Here is a 16227-nt window from a genome sequence, read left to right as displayed (position 1 = left end):
GCACCTACGGATGGCATTCCCATTGGCACTGGGCATCAAACCCGCTACGAGCCGCGCAAAATGACCGATGAGCGACAAAAGGACCCGCAGAATTCGAAGATGAATGACATCACTCACATCGGGATGCTGTTCGTGGGCGGAATGCACCAAGCCATGCATATTGCTCCCCTAGCGCAGTCGCTTGCACGAACGGAAGACGTTCGCGTTACAGCATTTACGGGACCAGACGACGCCGAAGCGCTAAAGATGATGCTGGCTGGACTGGCCCGGCCAAGCTCCTCACCGATACGTGTCAAACAACTATCCTTTTCAGGCAAGGTCGGCTTCATCAGCCGTCTGGCACCCAAAAAATTGAATAAGATATTGCGTATCCTCGCGCTGCGGGCGCAATTTGAAGGTCTGGATGCGCTGATTGCTACAGAGCGGACCTCGACCATTCTTAAGCGTTTTCCCGGTTCCAAGCCGCCTCGGATGATCCATTTCCCTCATGGCGCCGGTGATGGAGGACGGGGCTTCGATCCCCGCATTCGTTTGTTCGATTATGTGTTAGTTGCAGGATCGATGGTGTATGAAAGAACACTCGCAATGGGGCTGGCCGGCCCAGATAACTGTACCATAGTAGGTTCAATTAAACTGGCAGCACTAACCGGACCGGATGCACAACCTGTCAGAAGTCCATTCAGCGACGACAAGCCGATCATTCTTTACAATCCGCACTTCAACACTCGCCTGTCATCATGGAAAATGGCGGAGGCGATTGTAGATCGCATCGTATCCGATGGCCGCTTCAACTTGATCCTGGCACCTCATGCCCGCCTTTTCGATATGATGGGTGATGCGGAGCGTGCTAAGTGGCTCGAGCGATCCGGCGCGCCAAACCTCCACATCGACATGAAATCACCGCGTCTAAGCGACATGAGTTACACGCGACTTGCCGATATTTATCTTGGCGACATCAGCAGCCAGGTCTACGAATTTTTGCACATTCCACGACCCTGCGTCTTTGTGAACGCCCACGGGATCCACTGGAACGACGATGCCGATTACGCCATGTGGCTCTTGGGCGATGTCGGAGCCTCGCCCGATGAGATCATGGATGCCTTATCAAGTGCGCTAGACCGTCATTCGCACTATCGTTCAGCGCAGGAACGCAAGGCAGCCGAGGTGCTCGGGCCTATAGATCAAGGCGTTCCCGATCGTGCTGCACTAGAAGTCATAAGATTCCTGAAAGCCTCCGGTAAAGCAGCTCAGGATTAGGAACGAGATTTGGGTCTGGAAATACAGAAGAACACTGCGCTGGGGCCGATGCGGCTGCTGGGCGACAACACCACCCGTATCTGGGGCATGTCCAATGCAGAGCGCTGCCGCCGCATGGCCGAAAGCTCCGCGAAGAACGGGAGCGCATTGGCCGATGGCCACGAACTGCTGTTCAACCTCGCCTACGCCTTCGACCCGCTGCTGCTGCGGCTGGTGCTGGAGGAGCCGGGGACGGTGTTCGTCTGGGATGCCAGCCCGATTGTGGGACAAGTGCCGGCAGGCAGCGATCCGTTGGCGGCGCCGCATGTCGTCGATCTGTCGGACGGGCAAAAGCTCTACAACCGGCAGCTCCGCAAGCTGGAGCAGCCCTTTGTTCGAGAATTGACCCCCGCCACCCGGCGAGGGATCGAGCGAAAAAGCTATTTCGGCGCCTATAAGGGCGTCACGGACCTTCTGACCAAATATCTCTGGCCCGAACTGGCGCTGTGGCTGACGCGCCTGGCAGCCTCCATAGGCATGACACCCAATATGGTGACAGCCATGGGCGCGACGCTTTGCGTGCTCGCAACCTGGTTCTTCGCCCAGGGTCTCTATTGGACCGGTATGCTTGCCGGTTTCGTCTTCATGGTGCTGGACACGGTGGACGGGAAGCTCGCGCGCTGCACCATCACCTCCTCCAAATGGGGCAATGTGGCGGACCATGGCGTGGACCTGATCCACCCGCCCTTCTGGTGGTATTTCTGGGGCGTGGGCCTGTCGGCCTGGGGGCTGGCGCTGTCGACGCAGACTTTCGCGCTGGTGATGGCGGCGGTGATCGCGGGCTATGTGCTCCAGCGGCTGATCGAGGGGATGTTCATCAGGGATTTCGGCATGGACATCCATGTCTGGGGCCGGTTCGATAGCTGGTTCCGCCTGATCACCGCGCGGCGCAACCCGAATATGGTGATCCTGTTCTTCGCGCTGCTGGCCGGGCGCCCCGACATCGGCTTGATCGCACTGGCATGGTGGACCATCCTCTCGCTCATCGTCCACGCCGTGCGGCTGATGCAGGCCTATGCCGCGAAGCGCTCCGGACGGCCCATCGTCAGTTGGATGGAGGCAAGAACATGAACGCGACCATCGAAAAATTCGGCTATCCCGCGACGCTTGTCGCGCAGTTCCCGCACTGGGTCGTTCTGCTGCGTCCTGCCCAGCCGACGCTGGGATCGCTGGTGCTGGCGGCGAAATCCGACGCCACGGCCTTTGGCGACCTTCCGGCGGAGGCCCATGCGGAGCTGGCGGCCGTGACCAGGGCGATCGAAAGCGCGCTGGCCCGGGCGGTCGGCTACGACAAGATCAATTATCTGATGCTGATGATGGTGGACCCGCATGTCCATTTCCATGTGCTGCCCCGTCATGAGGGCAGCCGCAGCCATGCGGACCTTCAGATAGCCGACGCCGGATGGCCGGGACAGCCCGACCTCGGCAGCGCGGTTGCGCTCTCGCCCGAGCAGGTCGCCGTGCTCACCGACTGGCTGAAGCCCTATTTCGCGTAGCGGCCCTCTGCCAGCCAGCGAGCGGTGAGCGTGTTCGCCGCCTCGACATCCTGCGGGAAGTCGACCTCCTGCCAGTCCAGCCCCTCGATGGAGACGGTGCCGACGCGATTGCCCTTGGCGACGATGTCTATGGCGCGCAGATACCAGCGCTCCACCCCCTCGGGCGTTCGCATCATCTGGTCGATCTGGTTGCGGAAGATCGCCGGACCCTCGCCCCGGAAGGCCAGCATGCCGATGGATTCGGCGTTGGTGTCGTGCGGCAGCAACCTCTTGCCGATGGCGTGCAGGCGTCCCGTCTCGTCCCGGTTCACCTTCATGTCGTCATCATCATAGTCGCCCGGCTTGACGTCGACCGTGACGGTGATGGCGTCCTGCGCTCCCGCGATCAGCCTGCCCACAATCTCGTCCGAAACGATGGTGTCGCCGTTCAGGATGATGAAGTCGCGGTCCATTTCCTCCCGCACGATCCAGCAGGTGCCAAGATTGTCCGCCACCTGGAAGAAGGGGTTGAAGACCGTGCGGATGCGCGCGCCCGTTTCGCGATAGAGCTGGAGCGCGTGATCCTCCACCCGCTCGGTGCGGAATCCGGTGACAACGACGATGTCGGTCACGCCATTGGCCACCAGCGCCGCAACCTGCCAGCTGATGAGCGTCCGGCCGTTGAAGTCGATCATGCATTTGGGCACGTCGCGGGTCAGCGGCAGAAGGCGCGACCCCTGACCGGCGGAAAGGATGATGGCTTTTGCGATAGTCATGGGCTGCGCCTTTAGAGCAAATGAAAGGGGAGGAACAGCGTGTGTTGCATCGTTCCCCGGCCGATCATAGATAGTCGCGCGCCGGTCTGTCGGCGCGCGACGAAAGGCCGGAACCCAAGTGACGAGCAAGCGTGGATCGGGTGGCCCCCAGGAAGGCTTTGCCCGCATCCTGGCGAATACGGGCTGGCTGCTTGGCGGCAAGGGCGTGGGCGCGGTGCTGAGCCTTGCTTATCTCGCCATCGTCACGCGAACGCTGGGCGTCGCCGATTTCGGCCGTTTCGCGCTGGTGCTGAGCGCCGCCAACGTGATCCAGACGCTGGTGAGCTTCGACAGCTGGCAGATCGTGGTGCGCTATGGCCAGCCTCACCTGGCATCGGGCGAAGGCGATGCGCTGAACCGGGTGTTGCGCTTCTGCATCCTGATCGATCTTGGGTCGGCCGTGGCAGGAGGGCTGATCGCCGCCTTCATCATCCTCGCCTTTGGGCCGCTGATGGAATTGTCGGCCGGGATGGGATGGCAGACCTGGATTTTCTGCATGGTGATGATGATCACCATCCGGTCCAGCCCGACCGGCGTGCTGCGGCTGTTCGACCGCTTCGATTCCGGCGCCTTCGCCGAAACCATGATCCCTGTCGGACGCATGATCGGCGCCGGGCTGGCCTGGGTGCTGATGCCCGATATCACTGGCTTCCTGATTGCCTGGGGCGCCGCCGAACTGCTCTGCGCGATCAGCTATTGGTGGCTCGCGCTGCGCGTCGGGGGTAAAATGCTGGGAAGCTGGCGCGCGGGCCGGACGCTGGATGCGCGCGGGGAAAATCCCGGCATCGTCGGCTTTCTCACCGCCACAAATTTGCAGACGACCCTATCCTCCGTGGGCCAGCAGGTGGCCGTGCTGGTGGTCGGCCTCTTCGTCGGCCCGGCGGGGGCCGGCCTCTACCGGCTTGCCAATCAACTCGCCAACTCGCTGACCAAGATTTCCAGCCTTCTGTCCCGCAGCATTTTCGTGGAACTGAGCCGCACCCATTCCAGCCACGGCCACGAAGCGCTCGGCACGCTGTTCCGGCGGACCAACCGACTGGCATTGGTCGCGGGCGCGGTGATCATCGCGTTGATCCTGACGATCGGTCATCCATTGCTGGGACTGATCGCAGGCAAGGCGTTCCTGCCGGCCTATCCGCTGCTGCTGCTGCTGGGCATCGCCGCCTGCATCGATCTGGTCGGGGTGAGCTATCGGCCGCTCCTCATGGCGACCGACCGGGCCAGCCTGTCGCTCCGCATCACACTGGTTTCAACCGGCCTGCTGCTGGGTATGCAGGCAGCCTTGTTGCCGATCTATGGGACCGTCGGCGCGGCCGGCGCCAATATCGCCGCCTCGATCGCGGGTTTTGCCATGATGGGCCTTGCGAGCCGACGGGTTTTGAAGCAGCCACGCATGATGCCGTAGAGCGATTTTCAAGCGATCGGATCGAAATCCGACCTAGCGAAACCGCGCAGGAGAATAGGGCACCGGATCGATTCCCGCGATCTGCGCCGGCAAAGCCTCTCCCCGAAGAAGGGCTGCCCCCAGCAAAGCCGCGGCGGGCGAGGTCTGGATACCGAACCCACCCTGCCCCGCGAACCAGAAAAAGCCTCTCGCCGCCGGATCAAAGCCATAGACCGGCGCCCGGTCGGGGGAGAAGCTGCGCAGCCCCGCCCATCTGCGCTCGACCGCCTCGACCGGCCAGTCGACGACCGCCTCGAAACGGGCGATGGCCTCCGCCACTGCCAGTTCCTCCGGCGCGGCATCGCAGGGGGGCGATGGCTCCTCATCATGCGGAGTCAGCCAGACGCGCCCCTCTCCCTCCGGCTTGAAATAGAATTGCGAGCCAAGGTCCATGACCAGCGGCAGATCGGCGGAAGGCATGGCGGGCACGCGCAGCTGCACCACCGTCCGGCGCAGCGGCGCAATGCCGATGGGCGCCACGCCGCAAGCGCTGGCGACGCCGTCCGCCCACGCCCCCGCAGCGTTCACGATGATCGCGCAGTCTATCGCGCCTGCATCGGTTTCGACCCGCCAGCCCTCGTGCCACGCTTCGGCCCCTCGCAAGGCCGTCGCCAACCGCACCTCGCCACCCAGGCGACGGAAGCGCCGCAACCATGCCTGATGCAGGGCCGCCACATCGATGTCGCATACCCCCGGCTCCAGCACCCCCAGCGTCCATTCCGGCCGAAGCCCTGGAACAAATGCGGCAGGATCGACCGGAACCAGATCCACCTTGCCGGCGAACGCCTCCAGCAGCCGGTCGCGCGCTACCGTGTCGCCTGCCCGCCCGATATGCAGTGTCCGGCGCGGCTTCAGGAAAGGGGTGTCGGAAAAATCGGGATCCGGCGCAGCCAGCATCGGCCCCGATGCCGTGGTCAGCGGCTGGACGGCAACACCGCCATAGGTTTCTTCCCAGAAGGACACCGCCCGCCCCGTGGCATGATAGCCGGCGCTTGCTTCCATCTCCAGCAACAGCACGCTGGCATGCTCCGCCAGCACGGCGCCAAGGCTTGCCCCGGCAATGCCGCCACCGACGATGACGATATCAGGCCGCTTCATCCCCCGCCGCCCCTGCGTGGCGCGACTTCGTCCAGAAAGCCGTCGATCCGCCCCAGCGCGTCCAATCGCACCGGGTCCAGCTCCCGCAATATCTCATGCGCGGCCTCCCGCCCGTAAACATGGAGCCGCGCGCCCGCGATCCGTGCTGCGATCCGCTCGATGGCAGGGGTGGAGACGAGCTGGTCGGTCCGCGCCGCCAGGACGAGCAAGGGGACGACGATCCGCTCCATTTCCCGCCCCTTCTCCAGCATGCGCGTCGAATGCAGCGCCTGCGCCACCCATTTCCAGCTTGGCGGCCCCAACGCAACCTCGCGGCTATGGTCCCGCCACCACAATTCGTCGGCATAGCGTTCCGGATCGTGCGTCAGCCGCTTCTGCCGCATGCGCCGCTGCCGTTCCGACTCCTCCTTCTGGGTCCAGGCCTGCTTTTCCGCAAAACCCAGGGCGCACATGGTTTCGGCAATCGCCACCGCCAGCCAGCGGGGCAGAGGCGCTGTATGCAGTCCCATCATCGGCGCGACCGTCACCGCCGCATCGGGCGGCGCCATGCCCTCCGCCAGGGCGCGCAGCAGCAGGTGGCCGCCCATGCTGTGCGCGACGATCGCCTTCGGCCCCCTCCCTTCCCCGCGCCATTCGGCGGCGAAGGCGTTGAGGTCGGCGATCCACTGTCCGAAATCGTCAATATGTCCGCATAGCGGATCGTCCGTTGTTCGGCCCGATCCCCCCTGCCCCCGCCAGTCGAAGCTGGTGACGGCCCAACCGCGGTCGGCCCAATGGCGGATGACCTCGAGATATTTCTCGATCATGTCGCCGCGTCCGCCCAGCACCAGCATCCGGCCCCGATCGCCATCGCCCAGCCGAAAGCGGCGCAGGCGCCAACCGTCGGGTGCAGCCCAGTAGTCCAGCCGTCCGTCCATGGGCCAGGCACGCCGGTCGAAGGAAGCGGGAACGAAGCGGGGCGAATCCATGCGCGGCATGGTTACGCTTTGGTAAGGCATGCGGTCTATAGTTTCGAACCCATGATGGGGGATATTTTCCAAATGGCGCTGATCGGCGCCCTGGCACTGCTGCTGATCGTGGCGTCTGTCACCGATCTGCGGTCACGTATCATCTCCAACCGGCTGAACCTGACTGTGGCCGCTCTGGCGCCGATATGGTGGCTGGCCTGCGGGCTTGCGCTCTGGCCCGGAATGGCGGTGCAGCTTCTGGTTGCGCTGGTCGTGTTCATGGCGTTCGCCGCGCTGTTCGCGCTCGGCTGCATGGGCGGCGGCGACGTGAAGCTGCTGGCCGCGCTGGCGCTGTGGTTTCCATGGCAGGCGACCTTGTCGATGCTGATGCTGATGGCGGTGCTGGGGGGCATCGTCACCATCGTGACCGTCGTGCACCATCGCATGACCCGGCGGCTGGGTCAGCCGCAAATCCCCTATGGCATTGCCATCTCGTTCGCGGCGCTTTGGCTACTTGGCGAACGATATATTAACCAATTTGCGTGAATATCCGGGGGCTCAGACGCAACTCGTCTGATTGAGGGAGGCGAATTTCATCATGGATGCCAAGAAGATCGTGCTGCTGGTGGGAGCGCTGATCATAGCGGTCACTACAGCCCTGCTCGCACGCAACATGCTGAGTTCGTCGAGCACGCCGCAGGCGGGCGCATCGTCCATGCCGGTTGAGGCGGACCAGCCCCATGTGCTGGTCGCGACGAAGGCCCTGCCGGTGGGCACCATCCTGGACGCGGAAAGTTTCCGTTTCCAGCCATGGCCCAAGGATCTCGTCGAGCAGGCCTATTATATCAAGGGCCAGGCCGATCCCCAGAAGCTGGTGGGCAGCGTCATCCGTACCGCCATTTCCGCCGGTCAGCCGATGACGGTGGGTTCAGTGATCAAGCCTGGCGACCGCGGTTTCCTCGCCGCGGCTCTGGGACCGGGCATGCGCGCCGTGACCGTGCCGGTATCGGCGCAAAATTCGGTGGCAGGCTTCGTCTTCCCGGGCGACCGCGTCGACCTGGTGCTGACGCAGAGCGTCAGCGGCGGCGGCGATGGCGATCCGCTCAAGGTTTCCGAAACCATCCTGCGCAACCTGCGCGTGCTTGCCACGGATCAGCGCATGGACGCGCTAGGCGCCGACGGCAAACCTGTCGTCCAGACCTATTCCAACGTCACCATCGAAGTCACGCCCAAGATCGCGGAGAAGATCGCAGTGGCGCAGACGATCGGCTCGCTCTCGCTCTCGCTGCGCTCGCTGGCGGACAATAGTTCGGAGCTGGACGCGGCCATCGCGGGCAGCGACGTCGACCTGCCCGACGGCAGCAATCCCAATGCGGAAAAGAAGCTGCTGGCCAGCATCGCCGCTCGCCCGGTCGACAAGGGCGGCACCTTTTCCACCGGCGCCGACGTCTCGCGCTATCAGCGCAGCAGCGTCCCCGCCAAGCCTTTGCAGGCCATGGGCGCAGGCGGCGCTCCGGCCATGGGCGTGCCGGTCGGCGGCAGCATTGCGGGCCAAGGGCCGGTGATCCGCGTCGCCCGTGGAACCAGTGTGACCGTCGTTCCGGTCGGGGGGAAGTAAGATGAAGGGGTTTATCGTTCACACGGCGGCGGCCAGGCCGCTGCTCGGCCCGGCGATCGCGCTTGGCCTGGCGGTTGCGATCGCCGCCGCGCCGACCACCGCGCTCAACGCGGCGCCGGCCTCCATGCAGGACAATGCGATCCTGCTCTCCGTCGGCGGCAGCAAGGTCATCAACCTGCCGGCCAAGATGTCGGACGTGGTGATCGGCGATCCGGATGTGGTCGACGTCCATGTTCGTTCGCAGAACCAGCTTTACCTGATCGCGAAGAAGGCGGGCGAGACCACCGTCTTCGCAACAACGACCAACGGGAAGGTGCTGTTTTCCGGCACGGTCCGCGTCGGCAACAACCTGACCAGCATCGACGAGATGTTGAAGCTGGCGATGCCCAACGCGGACATCGCCGTCAACAAGATGAACGGCATGGTCCTGCTGACCGGAACCATCGCCGCGCCGGAAGACGCGGCAGAGGCCGAACGGCTGACCCAGGCCTTTGTCGGCAAGGAAGTGACGGTGGTGAGCCGTCTGCGCACCGCGACGCCGCTCCAGGTCAACCTCCAAGTCAAGATCGCCGAAGTCACCAAGGATGTCGGGCACAAGATCGGCATGAATATCACGGGACTCGGGACCGGAACCGGCAGCTTCAGCGGTTACATCAACCGCGCCGATCGAGCGTTCCAGACCAACACCGGTGGCGGCGCACCGACCAGCGACATTTCGCGATCCTGGCTGTTCAACAGTCCCACGGACGGCACGACCTCCTTGGGCTTCGTCGCCAAGCTGCTGGGCATGGATGTCGCCGCCGCGCTCGACCTTGCAGAATCAAGCGGCCTCGCCACCACTCTCGCCCAGCCCAACCTGACCTCGCTGTCCGGCGAAACCGCCAGCTTCCTGGCGGGCGGCGAATATCCCTATACCGTCAGCAACGGCACGCAGGGAAACAGCATCGAATTCAAGCAATATGGCGTGCAACTGGCCTTCACGCCCACCGTTCTGGCGGATGGTCGCATCTCCCTTCGGGTGCGCCCCACCGTGTCGAGCCTCGACTTCTCGATCAACGCCAGCGTGCCTGCGCTCAAGAGCCGAACCGCGGAAACCACGGTGGAACTGGGTTCGGGTCAAGCTTTCATGATCGCGGGTCTGCTCAACAACGATACCGCCAATAGCATCAGCAAGGTGCCCGGCCTTGGCAATCTGCCCATATTGGGCAGCCTGTTCAAGTCGCGCAATTTCCAGCGCCACGAAACGGAACTGGTGATCGTAGTCACGCCCTATCTGGTGAAGCCGATGAATGCATCGGACGTACGGCTGCCGACTGACGGGTTCCGCAATGCCAATGAGGGTCAGGGCCTGTTCCTGCAGCAGGGCCATGACGGCGTCAGCGGCGCCCAGGCACCCATGCCGAGCCGCGCGCCGGGTGCGCCGGTCCCGGCGCCCGGTCCGCAATCGTCGGCGGCCCTGCCGCCCGTCGCCTCCCGTGACACCGGAAAGCGTTCCAAGGACGCCGCGCCGGGCTTCAGCTTCTGACCCGAAGGACGAAAGACATGACTTTCCAGTCTCGCAAGACCCCCGTCCTCACCGGCATCGTCCGCTTGGGTGCGCTCGCCCTGATGGCGTTGCCGCTCGCCGCCTGTCAGACCGACCAGGCCGCCAATCGCGGCGTGCAGTCGGTCCACCAGCCGGTCGTCGGCCATACCGCCTTCACCTATGACGTGCAGGCAGGGCCCGATGGCGGCCTTTCGGCATCGGAAGCGCGCCGGCTGGACGACTGGTTCGTTTCCATCGGCCTTGGCTATGGCGACCAGGTCGCCGTCGCGACGGAGGCGGGCTACTACAGCCCCGCCCTGCGCGAAGGCATAGCCGATGTGGTCGCGCGCCATGGCATGTTGGTGGGGGAAGACAGCACGGCCGTCGCCGGCACCGCGCCGCAGGGCGCCATACGCCTGATCGTGCGCCGCGCCACCGCCAGCGTGCCGGGATGCCCCGACTGGTCGGACAAGCCGGAAGCAGACCAGCAATTGGGCGCGTCGAAAAATTTCGGCTGCGGCGTGAACGGCAATCTGGCCGCAATGATCGCCAATCCGGAGGATCTGGTGCGTGGCCAGACCACCGACAGCGATCTGCGCACCGCAACGTCCAACCGGGCGATATCAACCTATCGCGACAAGCTGCCGACGGGATCGGGCGACCTGAAGACCATAACGGGAGGCAAGTGATATGAACGCACCCTGGAAACCCGGCGCATCCGGCCAGCGTGACCCTTTCCATGCCTTTGTCTGCGATGATCACAGCTTCGACCTGCTGCGCGTCGTCGCGGCCGAGATGGGCTGGGCGCCGGAAAAGGTGAACAAGGGCGGCATGCGCAACGCCGTGCAGTCCCTGTCGATCACCGCCTCGCCGCAGATCCTGTTCATCGACATGTCGGAAAGCGGCGATCCGCTCAATGACATCAACAACCTGGCCGAAGTGTGCGAGCCCGGCACGGTCGTCATTGCCGCCGGCCAGGTCAATGACGTGCGCCTCTATCGCGACCTGCTGGCCAGCGGCATTCAGGACTATCTGCTGAAACCCTTCGGCGCGGACCAGTTGCGCGACGCGCTGGCCCAGGCGCAGGCCGTTTTCTTCGCTCCCCGCGACGCCGGGCCGGAACGGCCGCACATGACCACGGCGGTCATCGGAACACGCGGCGGCGTGGGCGCTTCCAGCGTTGCAACCTCGCTCGCCTGGCTGCTCAGCGAGAAGAAGAAGCGGCCGACCGCCCTTCTCGACCTGGACGTTCATTTCGGCACCAACGCGCTGGCGATGGATCTGGAACCGGGACGCGGGCTGACCGACGCCATCGAAAATCCCAGCCGCATCGACGGGCTGTTCATCGAACGAGCCATGGTGCGCGCCAGCGACACGCTGGCGATCCTGTCGGCCGAGGCGCCGATCAGCCAACCCATGCTGACCGATGGCGGCGCCTTCTACCAGTTGCTGGAGGAGTTCCGGGTCGCTTTCGAATGCAGCGTCATCGACCTGCCGCGCGGCATGCTGATCCAGCACCCCCATCTGATGAGCGACGTGAACGTCACGGTCGTGGTTACGGAATTGACGCTGGCGGCGGCGCGGGATTCGATCCGCATCCTGTCCTGGCTCAAGACCAATGCGCCGCAGTCGCGCGTGCTCGTGGTCGCCAACCGCGTTCATCCAGGCGCGCCGGAAATCAGCCGCAAGGATTTCGAGCAGTCGATTGAACGCAAGGTGGACGTGCTGATCCCCTTCGACCTCAAGATTGCCGCGCAGGCGGCGAAGCTGGGCAAGACGCTGGCGGAAACGGCCAAGGGCAGCAAGGTGGGCGGCGCCTGCCAGGCCCTGCTGGAGGCGGTGCTGGGCGCGGCAGAGGATGCGGATGCCGAAGGTGGCGCAACCTCTTCGAAGAAGGGTGATTCCCTGCTGGGCAAGATCAGCGATCTCAAGAGCATGATCCCCTCGCGGCGCAAGGACAAGGCTTCGGCCTGAACAGGACGGACCATGCCGCCAGCGGGTGGCATGGCCGCTTTGATGGAACCAGACTGGAAACGGGCAGGCGCATGAACGGCAATATCATCCTGATGACGGTGCTGCTCGCAGCCATGCTGGGCCTGATCGTCATGGCCTTTGGCGGGCCTTCGCCGGAAAAGGCGCAGAAGCGCCGCATGCAGCTGATCCGCGGCCGGCACAGCGATTCGACGGACGCCATCATGGAAGCGCGCATGCGCAAGGCGATATCCAACCGCCCCGCCGGCAATGAAGCGTCGATGCTGGTGTCGCTGGTGCCCAATCCGGAAAATCTGGCCAAGCGCATCCGCATGACCGGCAAGAAATGGACGGTCAGCCAGTATATGACCGCCTGTGCCGTCATCTTCCTGCTGCTGACCGCCATATTGATGCTGCGCGGATTTCCGCCGCTTTTCGCGGTGATGCTCGGCCTCGCAGCGGGCCTTGGCCTGCCGCATATGTGGATCGGCCGGCTCATCAAGGGTCGCGTGCTGAAGTTCAACGCCAAGTTTCCCGACGCGCTGGAACTGCTGACTCGTGGCCTGCGCTCCGGTCTTCCCATTTCCGAGACGCTGACTGTCGTGTCGACCGAGGTTCCAGGACCGGTGGGCGAGGAATTCAAGCTGATCACCGAACGCATCAAGATCGGCAAGAGCATGGATCAGGCGCTGCAGGAAACTGCAGACCGGCTGGGCACGCCCGAATTCCAGTTCTTCGTCATCAGCCTGGCGATCCAGCGCGAAACCGGCGGCAATCTGGCGGAAACGCTGTCCAACCTTGCCACCGTGCTGCGCCAGCGCGCGCAGATGAAGCTCAAGATCCGGGCGATGTCCTCGGAATCCAAGGCTTCGGCCTATATCATCGGCGTCCTGCCGTTCCTGGTGTTCGGCCTGATCTGCTACATCAACTATAATTACATGTCGCCCTTCTTCACGCCCGACCCGGCGGGGCTGTTCGGCCTCTCGCTCATGCAGGTCGTCGGTATTGGCGGGATGTGCTGGATGGCCATCGGAGCCTTCATCATGGCCCAGATGATCAACTTCGAGATTTGAGGAAGCCGCCAAGATGGAAAGCACGCCCGTTCCTGCCGGCACCCTGTTCGGACTGACCGCCACCGATTTCGGCACACTGCTCGCCGCTCTGGCGACGCTGGCGACGCTGTTCGCGCTCTACGCGGTGATGACGGTGCGCGATCCGATGGCAAAGCGCGTCAAGACGCTCAACGATCGGCGCGAGCAGTTGAAGGCGGGCATCACCGCCTCCACCGCGCGCCGCCGCGCCAAGCTGGTGAAGAAGAATCAGGCGACCGACCAGATGCGGTCGCTCCTCTCCAACCTGAAGGTCCTGCAGGACGATCAGCTCAAGGAAGCGCAGACCAAGCTGGCCCAGGCCGGCATCCGGTCAAAGGACTGGGCGGTCGCGGTCATTTTCGGCCGCATGATCCTGCCGATCGTGATCGGCGGGATGGCGGCGCTGCTGCTCTATGCCGTGGGCATCTTCCCCGAATGGGGCGGCGCCAAGCGCTTCATGGCCTTTGCGGGCGCCCTGCTGCTGTCCTACAAGGCGCCGGACATCTTCATCGACAACAAGGTCCAGAAACGCTCCGCCGCGATCCGCAAGGGGCTGCCCGACGCGCTCGACCTGCTGGTGATCTGCGCCGAGGCGGGGCTGACGGTCGATGCCGCTTTCAGCCGCGTCGCACGCGAACTGGGCAAGGCCTATCCGGAACTGGGCGATGAATTCCACCTGACCGCGATCGAACTCAGCTTCCTGACCGAGCGCCGCATGGCGTTCGAGAACTTGGCAAACCGCGTCAAGCTGGACGCGGTCAAGGGCGTGGTCACCACCATGATCCAGACGGAAAAATACGGAACGCCCCTCGCCTCTGCTCTGCGCGTGCTGTCCGCCGAATTCCGCCACGAACGCATGATGCGCGCAGAGGAAAAGGCCGCGCGCCTGCCCGCCATCATGACCGTGCCGCTGATTCTCTTCATCCTGCCGACCCTGTTCGTCGTCATTCTGGGCCCTGCCGCCTGCTCTATCAGCAAGGCCTTCTGAAAATCGGGGGACGACAAAGGGGCGCTGCCGTAGCGTCCCTTCCAAAACCCCAGGAAAGCCGTTGATTTTCGGCTTGGCGAACCGGCGGAACCTGCCTTATCGCTCTTTGCAAAGACGCAAAATCCGGAGAGGTCAATGGTCGCCATCACCCGCATCGCCGCCCGCGCCGCACTGTTCGCCCTGCCCCTGTTCGCCGCCCTGCCCGCTGAAGCTGCGCAGCCCATCATCGGCCGCTGGGCCACTGTCGACGGCAAGGCCATCGTCCAGATCGCCCCATGCGGAAAGACGCTGTGCGGGCGTATCGAGAAGATCGTGAAGCCCACGCCGGGCCGGCCCCAGACCGACATCAAGAACCCCGATCCTGCACTGCGCAGCAAACCCCTTGCCGGACTGGCGCTGCTCACGGGTTTTGCCGACGCAGGCGAGCTGTGGAAAGGATCGATCTACGATCCGGAGAGCGGCAAGACCTACAACAGCAAGGTCAGCCGCAACGGCAACGGCACGTTGAAGGTGCAGGGTTGCATCATGATCTTCTGCAAGACCCAGACATGGACGCCCGTCCGCTGATCTGATGACCCGTTCGGACGGCGAATGCGGATATTTCCCGACAGATATGCGCCACGCTAACTGCAACGCCCCGGCCACGACCGGGGCGCTGGTTTCAGCTCCACCACAAGGATCAGGCCGCCTTGCGGGCCTTGGTCAGCTTCTTCATCAGCATGTCCCGCTTCAACCGGGACAGATGGTCGATGAACAACACGCCCTGCAGATGATCCATCTCGTGCTGGAGGCAGGTGGCGAGCAATCCCTCCAGCCGTTCCTCGTGGATGCGTCCATCCCGGTCCATCCAGCTTGCCCGGATGCTGGCCGGCCGTTCCACTTCCGCGAACTGGTCGGGGACGGACAGGCAGCCTTCATTATAGACCGACAGATCCTCCGACCCCTCCAGGATTTCCGGATTGATGAACACCATCGGTTTCCTGACCGGCGGCGCCCCTTCCTCATCGGATTCGGGTTCCTGCAGGTCGATCACCAGCACCCGCTTGGGCACGCCCACCTGGATCGCCGCCAGACCGATGCCGGGCGCGTCGTACATGGTCTCCAACATGTCATCGATCAGACGCTGCAAATCGTCATCGATCGCCTCCACCGGAGACGAGATGGTACGCAGGCGCGGATCGGGCGCCTCCAGGATGGGAAGAATGGCCATGGCACCAAAATAAACGGCCGGCCGGAAAATTTCAAGCGATCGCCATATTCACCCGATGGGACGACGGGCCCTCAGCGCCTGGGCCAATGTCCCCTCGTCCAGATAGTCCAGTTCCCCGCCCACCGGCACGCCATGAGCCAGCTGCGTGAGGCGCACGGGAAAGCGCTCCAGCCGTTCGGCCAGATAATGGGCGGTGGTCTGCCCCTCCAGCGTCGCATTCATCGCCAGCACCACCTCGTCTATGCCGCCCGCCTCCACCCGCGCCACCAGCGCGTCGATGGACAGGTCCTCCGGCCGCACGCCCTCCAGCGCAGACAGCCGTCCGCCCAGCACATGGAAGCGTCCCGGAAACAGCCGGGACTTGTCGAGCGCCCAGAGGTCCGCCACATCCTCCACAACACAAAGCGCCCGCGCATCCCGGCGCGGATCGGCGCAGATACCGCAGGGATCGACCGTGTCGACATTACCGCACAGGCTGCACGTCACCAGCCGATCGTTTACCGCGTCCAGCGCGCGCAGCAGCGGCTCCAGCGCGGATTCCCGCTTCTTCAGCAGGTGCAGCACGGCACGTCGCGCCGAACGCGGGCCAAGGCCGGGCAGGCGGGAGAGCGCATGCGTCAACGCTTCGATTTCGGGAGAAGCCATGGGACCGGAATAAGGGCTTGCAAGTCGTGGATACAAGGGGTTTGAGAGGCGTCTTCGTAAATACGCCTCCGGCGCGTTTCAGATGCGGCACCTCAACGTGCCGA

At 64.0% G+C, this 16227-nt stretch carries 17 protein-coding genes; 12 read left to right on the top strand and 5 right to left on the bottom strand.

Translation table 11 applies throughout. The annotated features are described in order from the left end of the window. Positions 1 to 60: 60 nt before the first annotated feature. Genes MRBLSP13_RS18500 through MRBLSP13_RS18490 form a run of 3 tightly spaced genes read left to right on the top strand, consistent with a single transcriptional unit; the run spans position 61 to position 2792 of the window. Entirely contained in the window at positions 61 to 1257 is a 1197-nt protein-coding gene (locus MRBLSP13_RS18500) for a hypothetical protein (protein ID WP_363737197.1), read from the top strand. A gap of 48 nt (positions 1258 to 1305) precedes the next feature. After that, entirely contained in the window at positions 1306 to 2367 is a 1062-nt protein-coding gene (locus tag MRBLSP13_RS18495) for a CDP-alcohol phosphatidyltransferase family protein (RefSeq protein ID WP_363737441.1), read from the top strand. Next, complete coding sequence (locus tag MRBLSP13_RS18490) at positions 2364 to 2792, top strand: HIT family protein (RefSeq protein ID WP_363737198.1); 429 nt, start codon at positions 2364 to 2366, stop codon at positions 2790 to 2792. Before MRBLSP13_RS18495 ends, MRBLSP13_RS18490 begins: the two co-directional genes overlap by 4 nt. Here the strand turns inward: MRBLSP13_RS18490 and MRBLSP13_RS18485 are convergent. After that, positions 2780 to 3547 (bottom strand): phosphocholine cytidylyltransferase family protein, encoded by a 768-nt coding sequence (locus MRBLSP13_RS18485; protein WP_363737199.1) that lies wholly within the window; start codon positions 3545 to 3547, stop codon positions 2780 to 2782. The genes MRBLSP13_RS18490 and MRBLSP13_RS18485 overlap by 13 nt on opposite strands. A gap of 118 nt (positions 3548 to 3665) precedes the next feature. Between MRBLSP13_RS18485 and MRBLSP13_RS18480 the strand changes: the two genes are divergently transcribed. Further along, entirely contained in the window at positions 3666 to 4991 is a 1326-nt protein-coding gene (locus MRBLSP13_RS18480; protein ID WP_363755974.1) for a lipopolysaccharide biosynthesis protein, read from the top strand. A gap of 33 nt (positions 4992 to 5024) precedes the next feature. On the opposite strand, the gene MRBLSP13_RS18475 is transcribed toward MRBLSP13_RS18480, so the two are convergent. Then, positions 5025 to 6128: an NAD(P)/FAD-dependent oxidoreductase gene (locus tag MRBLSP13_RS18475; RefSeq protein WP_363737201.1), complete on the bottom strand. Its 1104-nt coding sequence runs from the start codon at positions 6126 to 6128 to the stop codon at positions 5025 to 5027. Further along, positions 6125 to 7105 (bottom strand): alpha/beta hydrolase, encoded by a 981-nt coding sequence (locus MRBLSP13_RS18470; protein ID WP_363737202.1) that lies wholly within the window; start codon positions 7103 to 7105, stop codon positions 6125 to 6127. Before MRBLSP13_RS18470 ends, MRBLSP13_RS18475 begins: the two co-directional genes overlap by 4 nt. A gap of 42 nt (positions 7106 to 7147) precedes the next feature. Between MRBLSP13_RS18470 and MRBLSP13_RS18465 the strand changes: the two genes are divergently transcribed. The 8 genes from MRBLSP13_RS18465 (at position 7148) to MRBLSP13_RS18430 (ending at position 14835) form a co-directional block, all read left to right on the top strand. Next, the gene (locus MRBLSP13_RS18465; protein ID WP_363737203.1) at positions 7148 to 7621 is read left to right on the top strand and encodes an A24 family peptidase; all 474 of its coding nucleotides are present in this window, start codon (positions 7148 to 7150) and stop codon (positions 7619 to 7621) included. Positions 7622 to 7673: 52 nt separating this feature from the next. Continuing rightward, positions 7674 to 8693, top strand: a complete 1020-nt coding sequence (gene cpaB, locus MRBLSP13_RS18460) for a Flp pilus assembly protein CpaB (RefSeq protein WP_363755972.1) — start codon at positions 7674 to 7676, stop codon at positions 8691 to 8693. A 1-nt stretch (position 8694) separates the two neighbouring features. Beyond that, positions 8695 to 10218, top strand: coding sequence for a type II and III secretion system protein family protein (locus MRBLSP13_RS18455; RefSeq protein WP_363755970.1), 1524 nt, complete (start codon positions 8695 to 8697; stop codon positions 10216 to 10218). A gap of 17 nt (positions 10219 to 10235) precedes the next feature. Further along, positions 10236 to 10907 (top strand): CpaD family pilus assembly protein, encoded by a 672-nt coding sequence (locus MRBLSP13_RS18450; protein WP_363755968.1) that lies wholly within the window; start codon positions 10236 to 10238, stop codon positions 10905 to 10907. Position 10908: 1 nt separating this feature from the next. Then, positions 10909 to 12192, top strand: a complete 1284-nt coding sequence (locus tag MRBLSP13_RS18445) for a pilus assembly protein CpaE (protein WP_363737207.1) — start codon at positions 10909 to 10911, stop codon at positions 12190 to 12192. Between the two features lie 71 nt (positions 12193 to 12263). Continuing rightward, on the top strand, positions 12264 to 13262 hold the full coding sequence (locus tag MRBLSP13_RS18440; protein WP_363737208.1) for a type II secretion system F family protein: 999 nt from the start codon (positions 12264 to 12266) through the stop codon (positions 13260 to 13262). Between the two features lie 13 nt (positions 13263 to 13275). Then, the gene (locus MRBLSP13_RS18435) at positions 13276 to 14268 is read left to right on the top strand and encodes a type II secretion system F family protein (RefSeq protein WP_363737209.1); all 993 of its coding nucleotides are present in this window, start codon (positions 13276 to 13278) and stop codon (positions 14266 to 14268) included. 135 nt (positions 14269 to 14403) lie between these two features. Then, positions 14404 to 14835 carry a DUF2147 domain-containing protein gene (locus tag MRBLSP13_RS18430; protein WP_363737210.1) on the top strand — a complete coding sequence of 144 codons (432 nt, stop codon included), beginning with the start codon at positions 14404 to 14406 and terminating at the stop codon, positions 14833 to 14835. A gap of 112 nt (positions 14836 to 14947) precedes the next feature. On the opposite strand, the gene def is transcribed toward MRBLSP13_RS18430, so the two are convergent. Continuing rightward, positions 14948 to 15478 (bottom strand): peptide deformylase, encoded by a 531-nt coding sequence (def, locus tag MRBLSP13_RS18425; protein ID WP_363737211.1) that lies wholly within the window; start codon positions 15476 to 15478, stop codon positions 14948 to 14950. Positions 15479 to 15526: 48 nt separating this feature from the next. Then, positions 15527 to 16123: a recombination mediator RecR gene (recR, locus tag MRBLSP13_RS18420; protein ID WP_133652959.1), complete on the bottom strand. Its 597-nt coding sequence runs from the start codon at positions 16121 to 16123 to the stop codon at positions 15527 to 15529. Positions 16124 to 16227 lie beyond the last annotated feature (104 nt).

The sequence above is a fragment of the Sphingobium sp. LSP13-1-1.1 genome (assembly GCF_040676415.1).
Classification (GTDB): Bacteria; Pseudomonadota; Alphaproteobacteria; order Sphingomonadales; family Sphingomonadaceae; genus Sphingobium.
Note: the sequence above shows the minus strand (reverse complement) of the source record. Positions and strands in the feature narration are given on the sequence as shown.

What these genes read in the sequence shown, in the direction of transcription:
- MRBLSP13_RS18500 (WP_363737197.1), top strand. Translation starts at nt 61, where the DNA reads ATGACCGATGAGCGACAAAAGGACCCGCAGAATTCGAAGATGAATGAC.
- MRBLSP13_RS18495 (WP_363737441.1), top strand. Translation starts at nt 1,306, where the DNA reads ATGCGGCTGCTGGGCGACAACACCACCCGTATCTGGGGCATGTCCAAT.
- MRBLSP13_RS18490 (WP_363737198.1), top strand. Translation starts at nt 2,364, where the DNA reads ATGAACGCGACCATCGAAAAATTCGGCTATCCCGCGACGCTTGTCGCG.
- MRBLSP13_RS18485 (WP_363737199.1), bottom strand. Translation starts at nt 3,547, where the DNA reads ATGACTATCGCAAAAGCCATCATCCTTTCCGCCGGTCAGGGGTCGCGC.
- MRBLSP13_RS18475 (WP_363737201.1), bottom strand. Translation starts at nt 6,128, where the DNA reads ATGAAGCGGCCTGATATCGTCATCGTCGGTGGCGGCATTGCCGGGGCA.
- MRBLSP13_RS18470 (WP_363737202.1), bottom strand. Translation starts at nt 7,105, where the DNA reads ATGCCGCGCATGGATTCGCCCCGCTTCGTTCCCGCTTCCTTCGACCGG.
- MRBLSP13_RS18465 (WP_363737203.1), top strand. Translation starts at nt 7,148, where the DNA reads ATGATGGGGGATATTTTCCAAATGGCGCTGATCGGCGCCCTGGCACTG.
- cpaB (WP_363755972.1), top strand. Translation starts at nt 7,674, where the DNA reads ATGGATGCCAAGAAGATCGTGCTGCTGGTGGGAGCGCTGATCATAGCG.
- MRBLSP13_RS18455 (WP_363755970.1), top strand. Translation starts at nt 8,695, where the DNA reads ATGAAGGGGTTTATCGTTCACACGGCGGCGGCCAGGCCGCTGCTCGGC.
- MRBLSP13_RS18450 (WP_363755968.1), top strand. Translation starts at nt 10,236, where the DNA reads ATGACTTTCCAGTCTCGCAAGACCCCCGTCCTCACCGGCATCGTCCGC.
- MRBLSP13_RS18445 (WP_363737207.1), top strand. Translation starts at nt 10,909, where the DNA reads ATGAACGCACCCTGGAAACCCGGCGCATCCGGCCAGCGTGACCCTTTC.
- MRBLSP13_RS18440 (WP_363737208.1), top strand. Translation starts at nt 12,264, where the DNA reads ATGAACGGCAATATCATCCTGATGACGGTGCTGCTCGCAGCCATGCTG.
- MRBLSP13_RS18435 (WP_363737209.1), top strand. Translation starts at nt 13,276, where the DNA reads ATGGAAAGCACGCCCGTTCCTGCCGGCACCCTGTTCGGACTGACCGCC.
- MRBLSP13_RS18430 (WP_363737210.1), top strand. Translation starts at nt 14,404, where the DNA reads ATGGTCGCCATCACCCGCATCGCCGCCCGCGCCGCACTGTTCGCCCTG.
- def (WP_363737211.1), bottom strand. Translation starts at nt 15,478, where the DNA reads ATGGCCATTCTTCCCATCCTGGAGGCGCCCGATCCGCGCCTGCGTACC.
- recR (WP_133652959.1), bottom strand. Translation starts at nt 16,123, where the DNA reads ATGGCTTCTCCCGAAATCGAAGCGTTGACGCATGCGCTCTCCCGCCTG.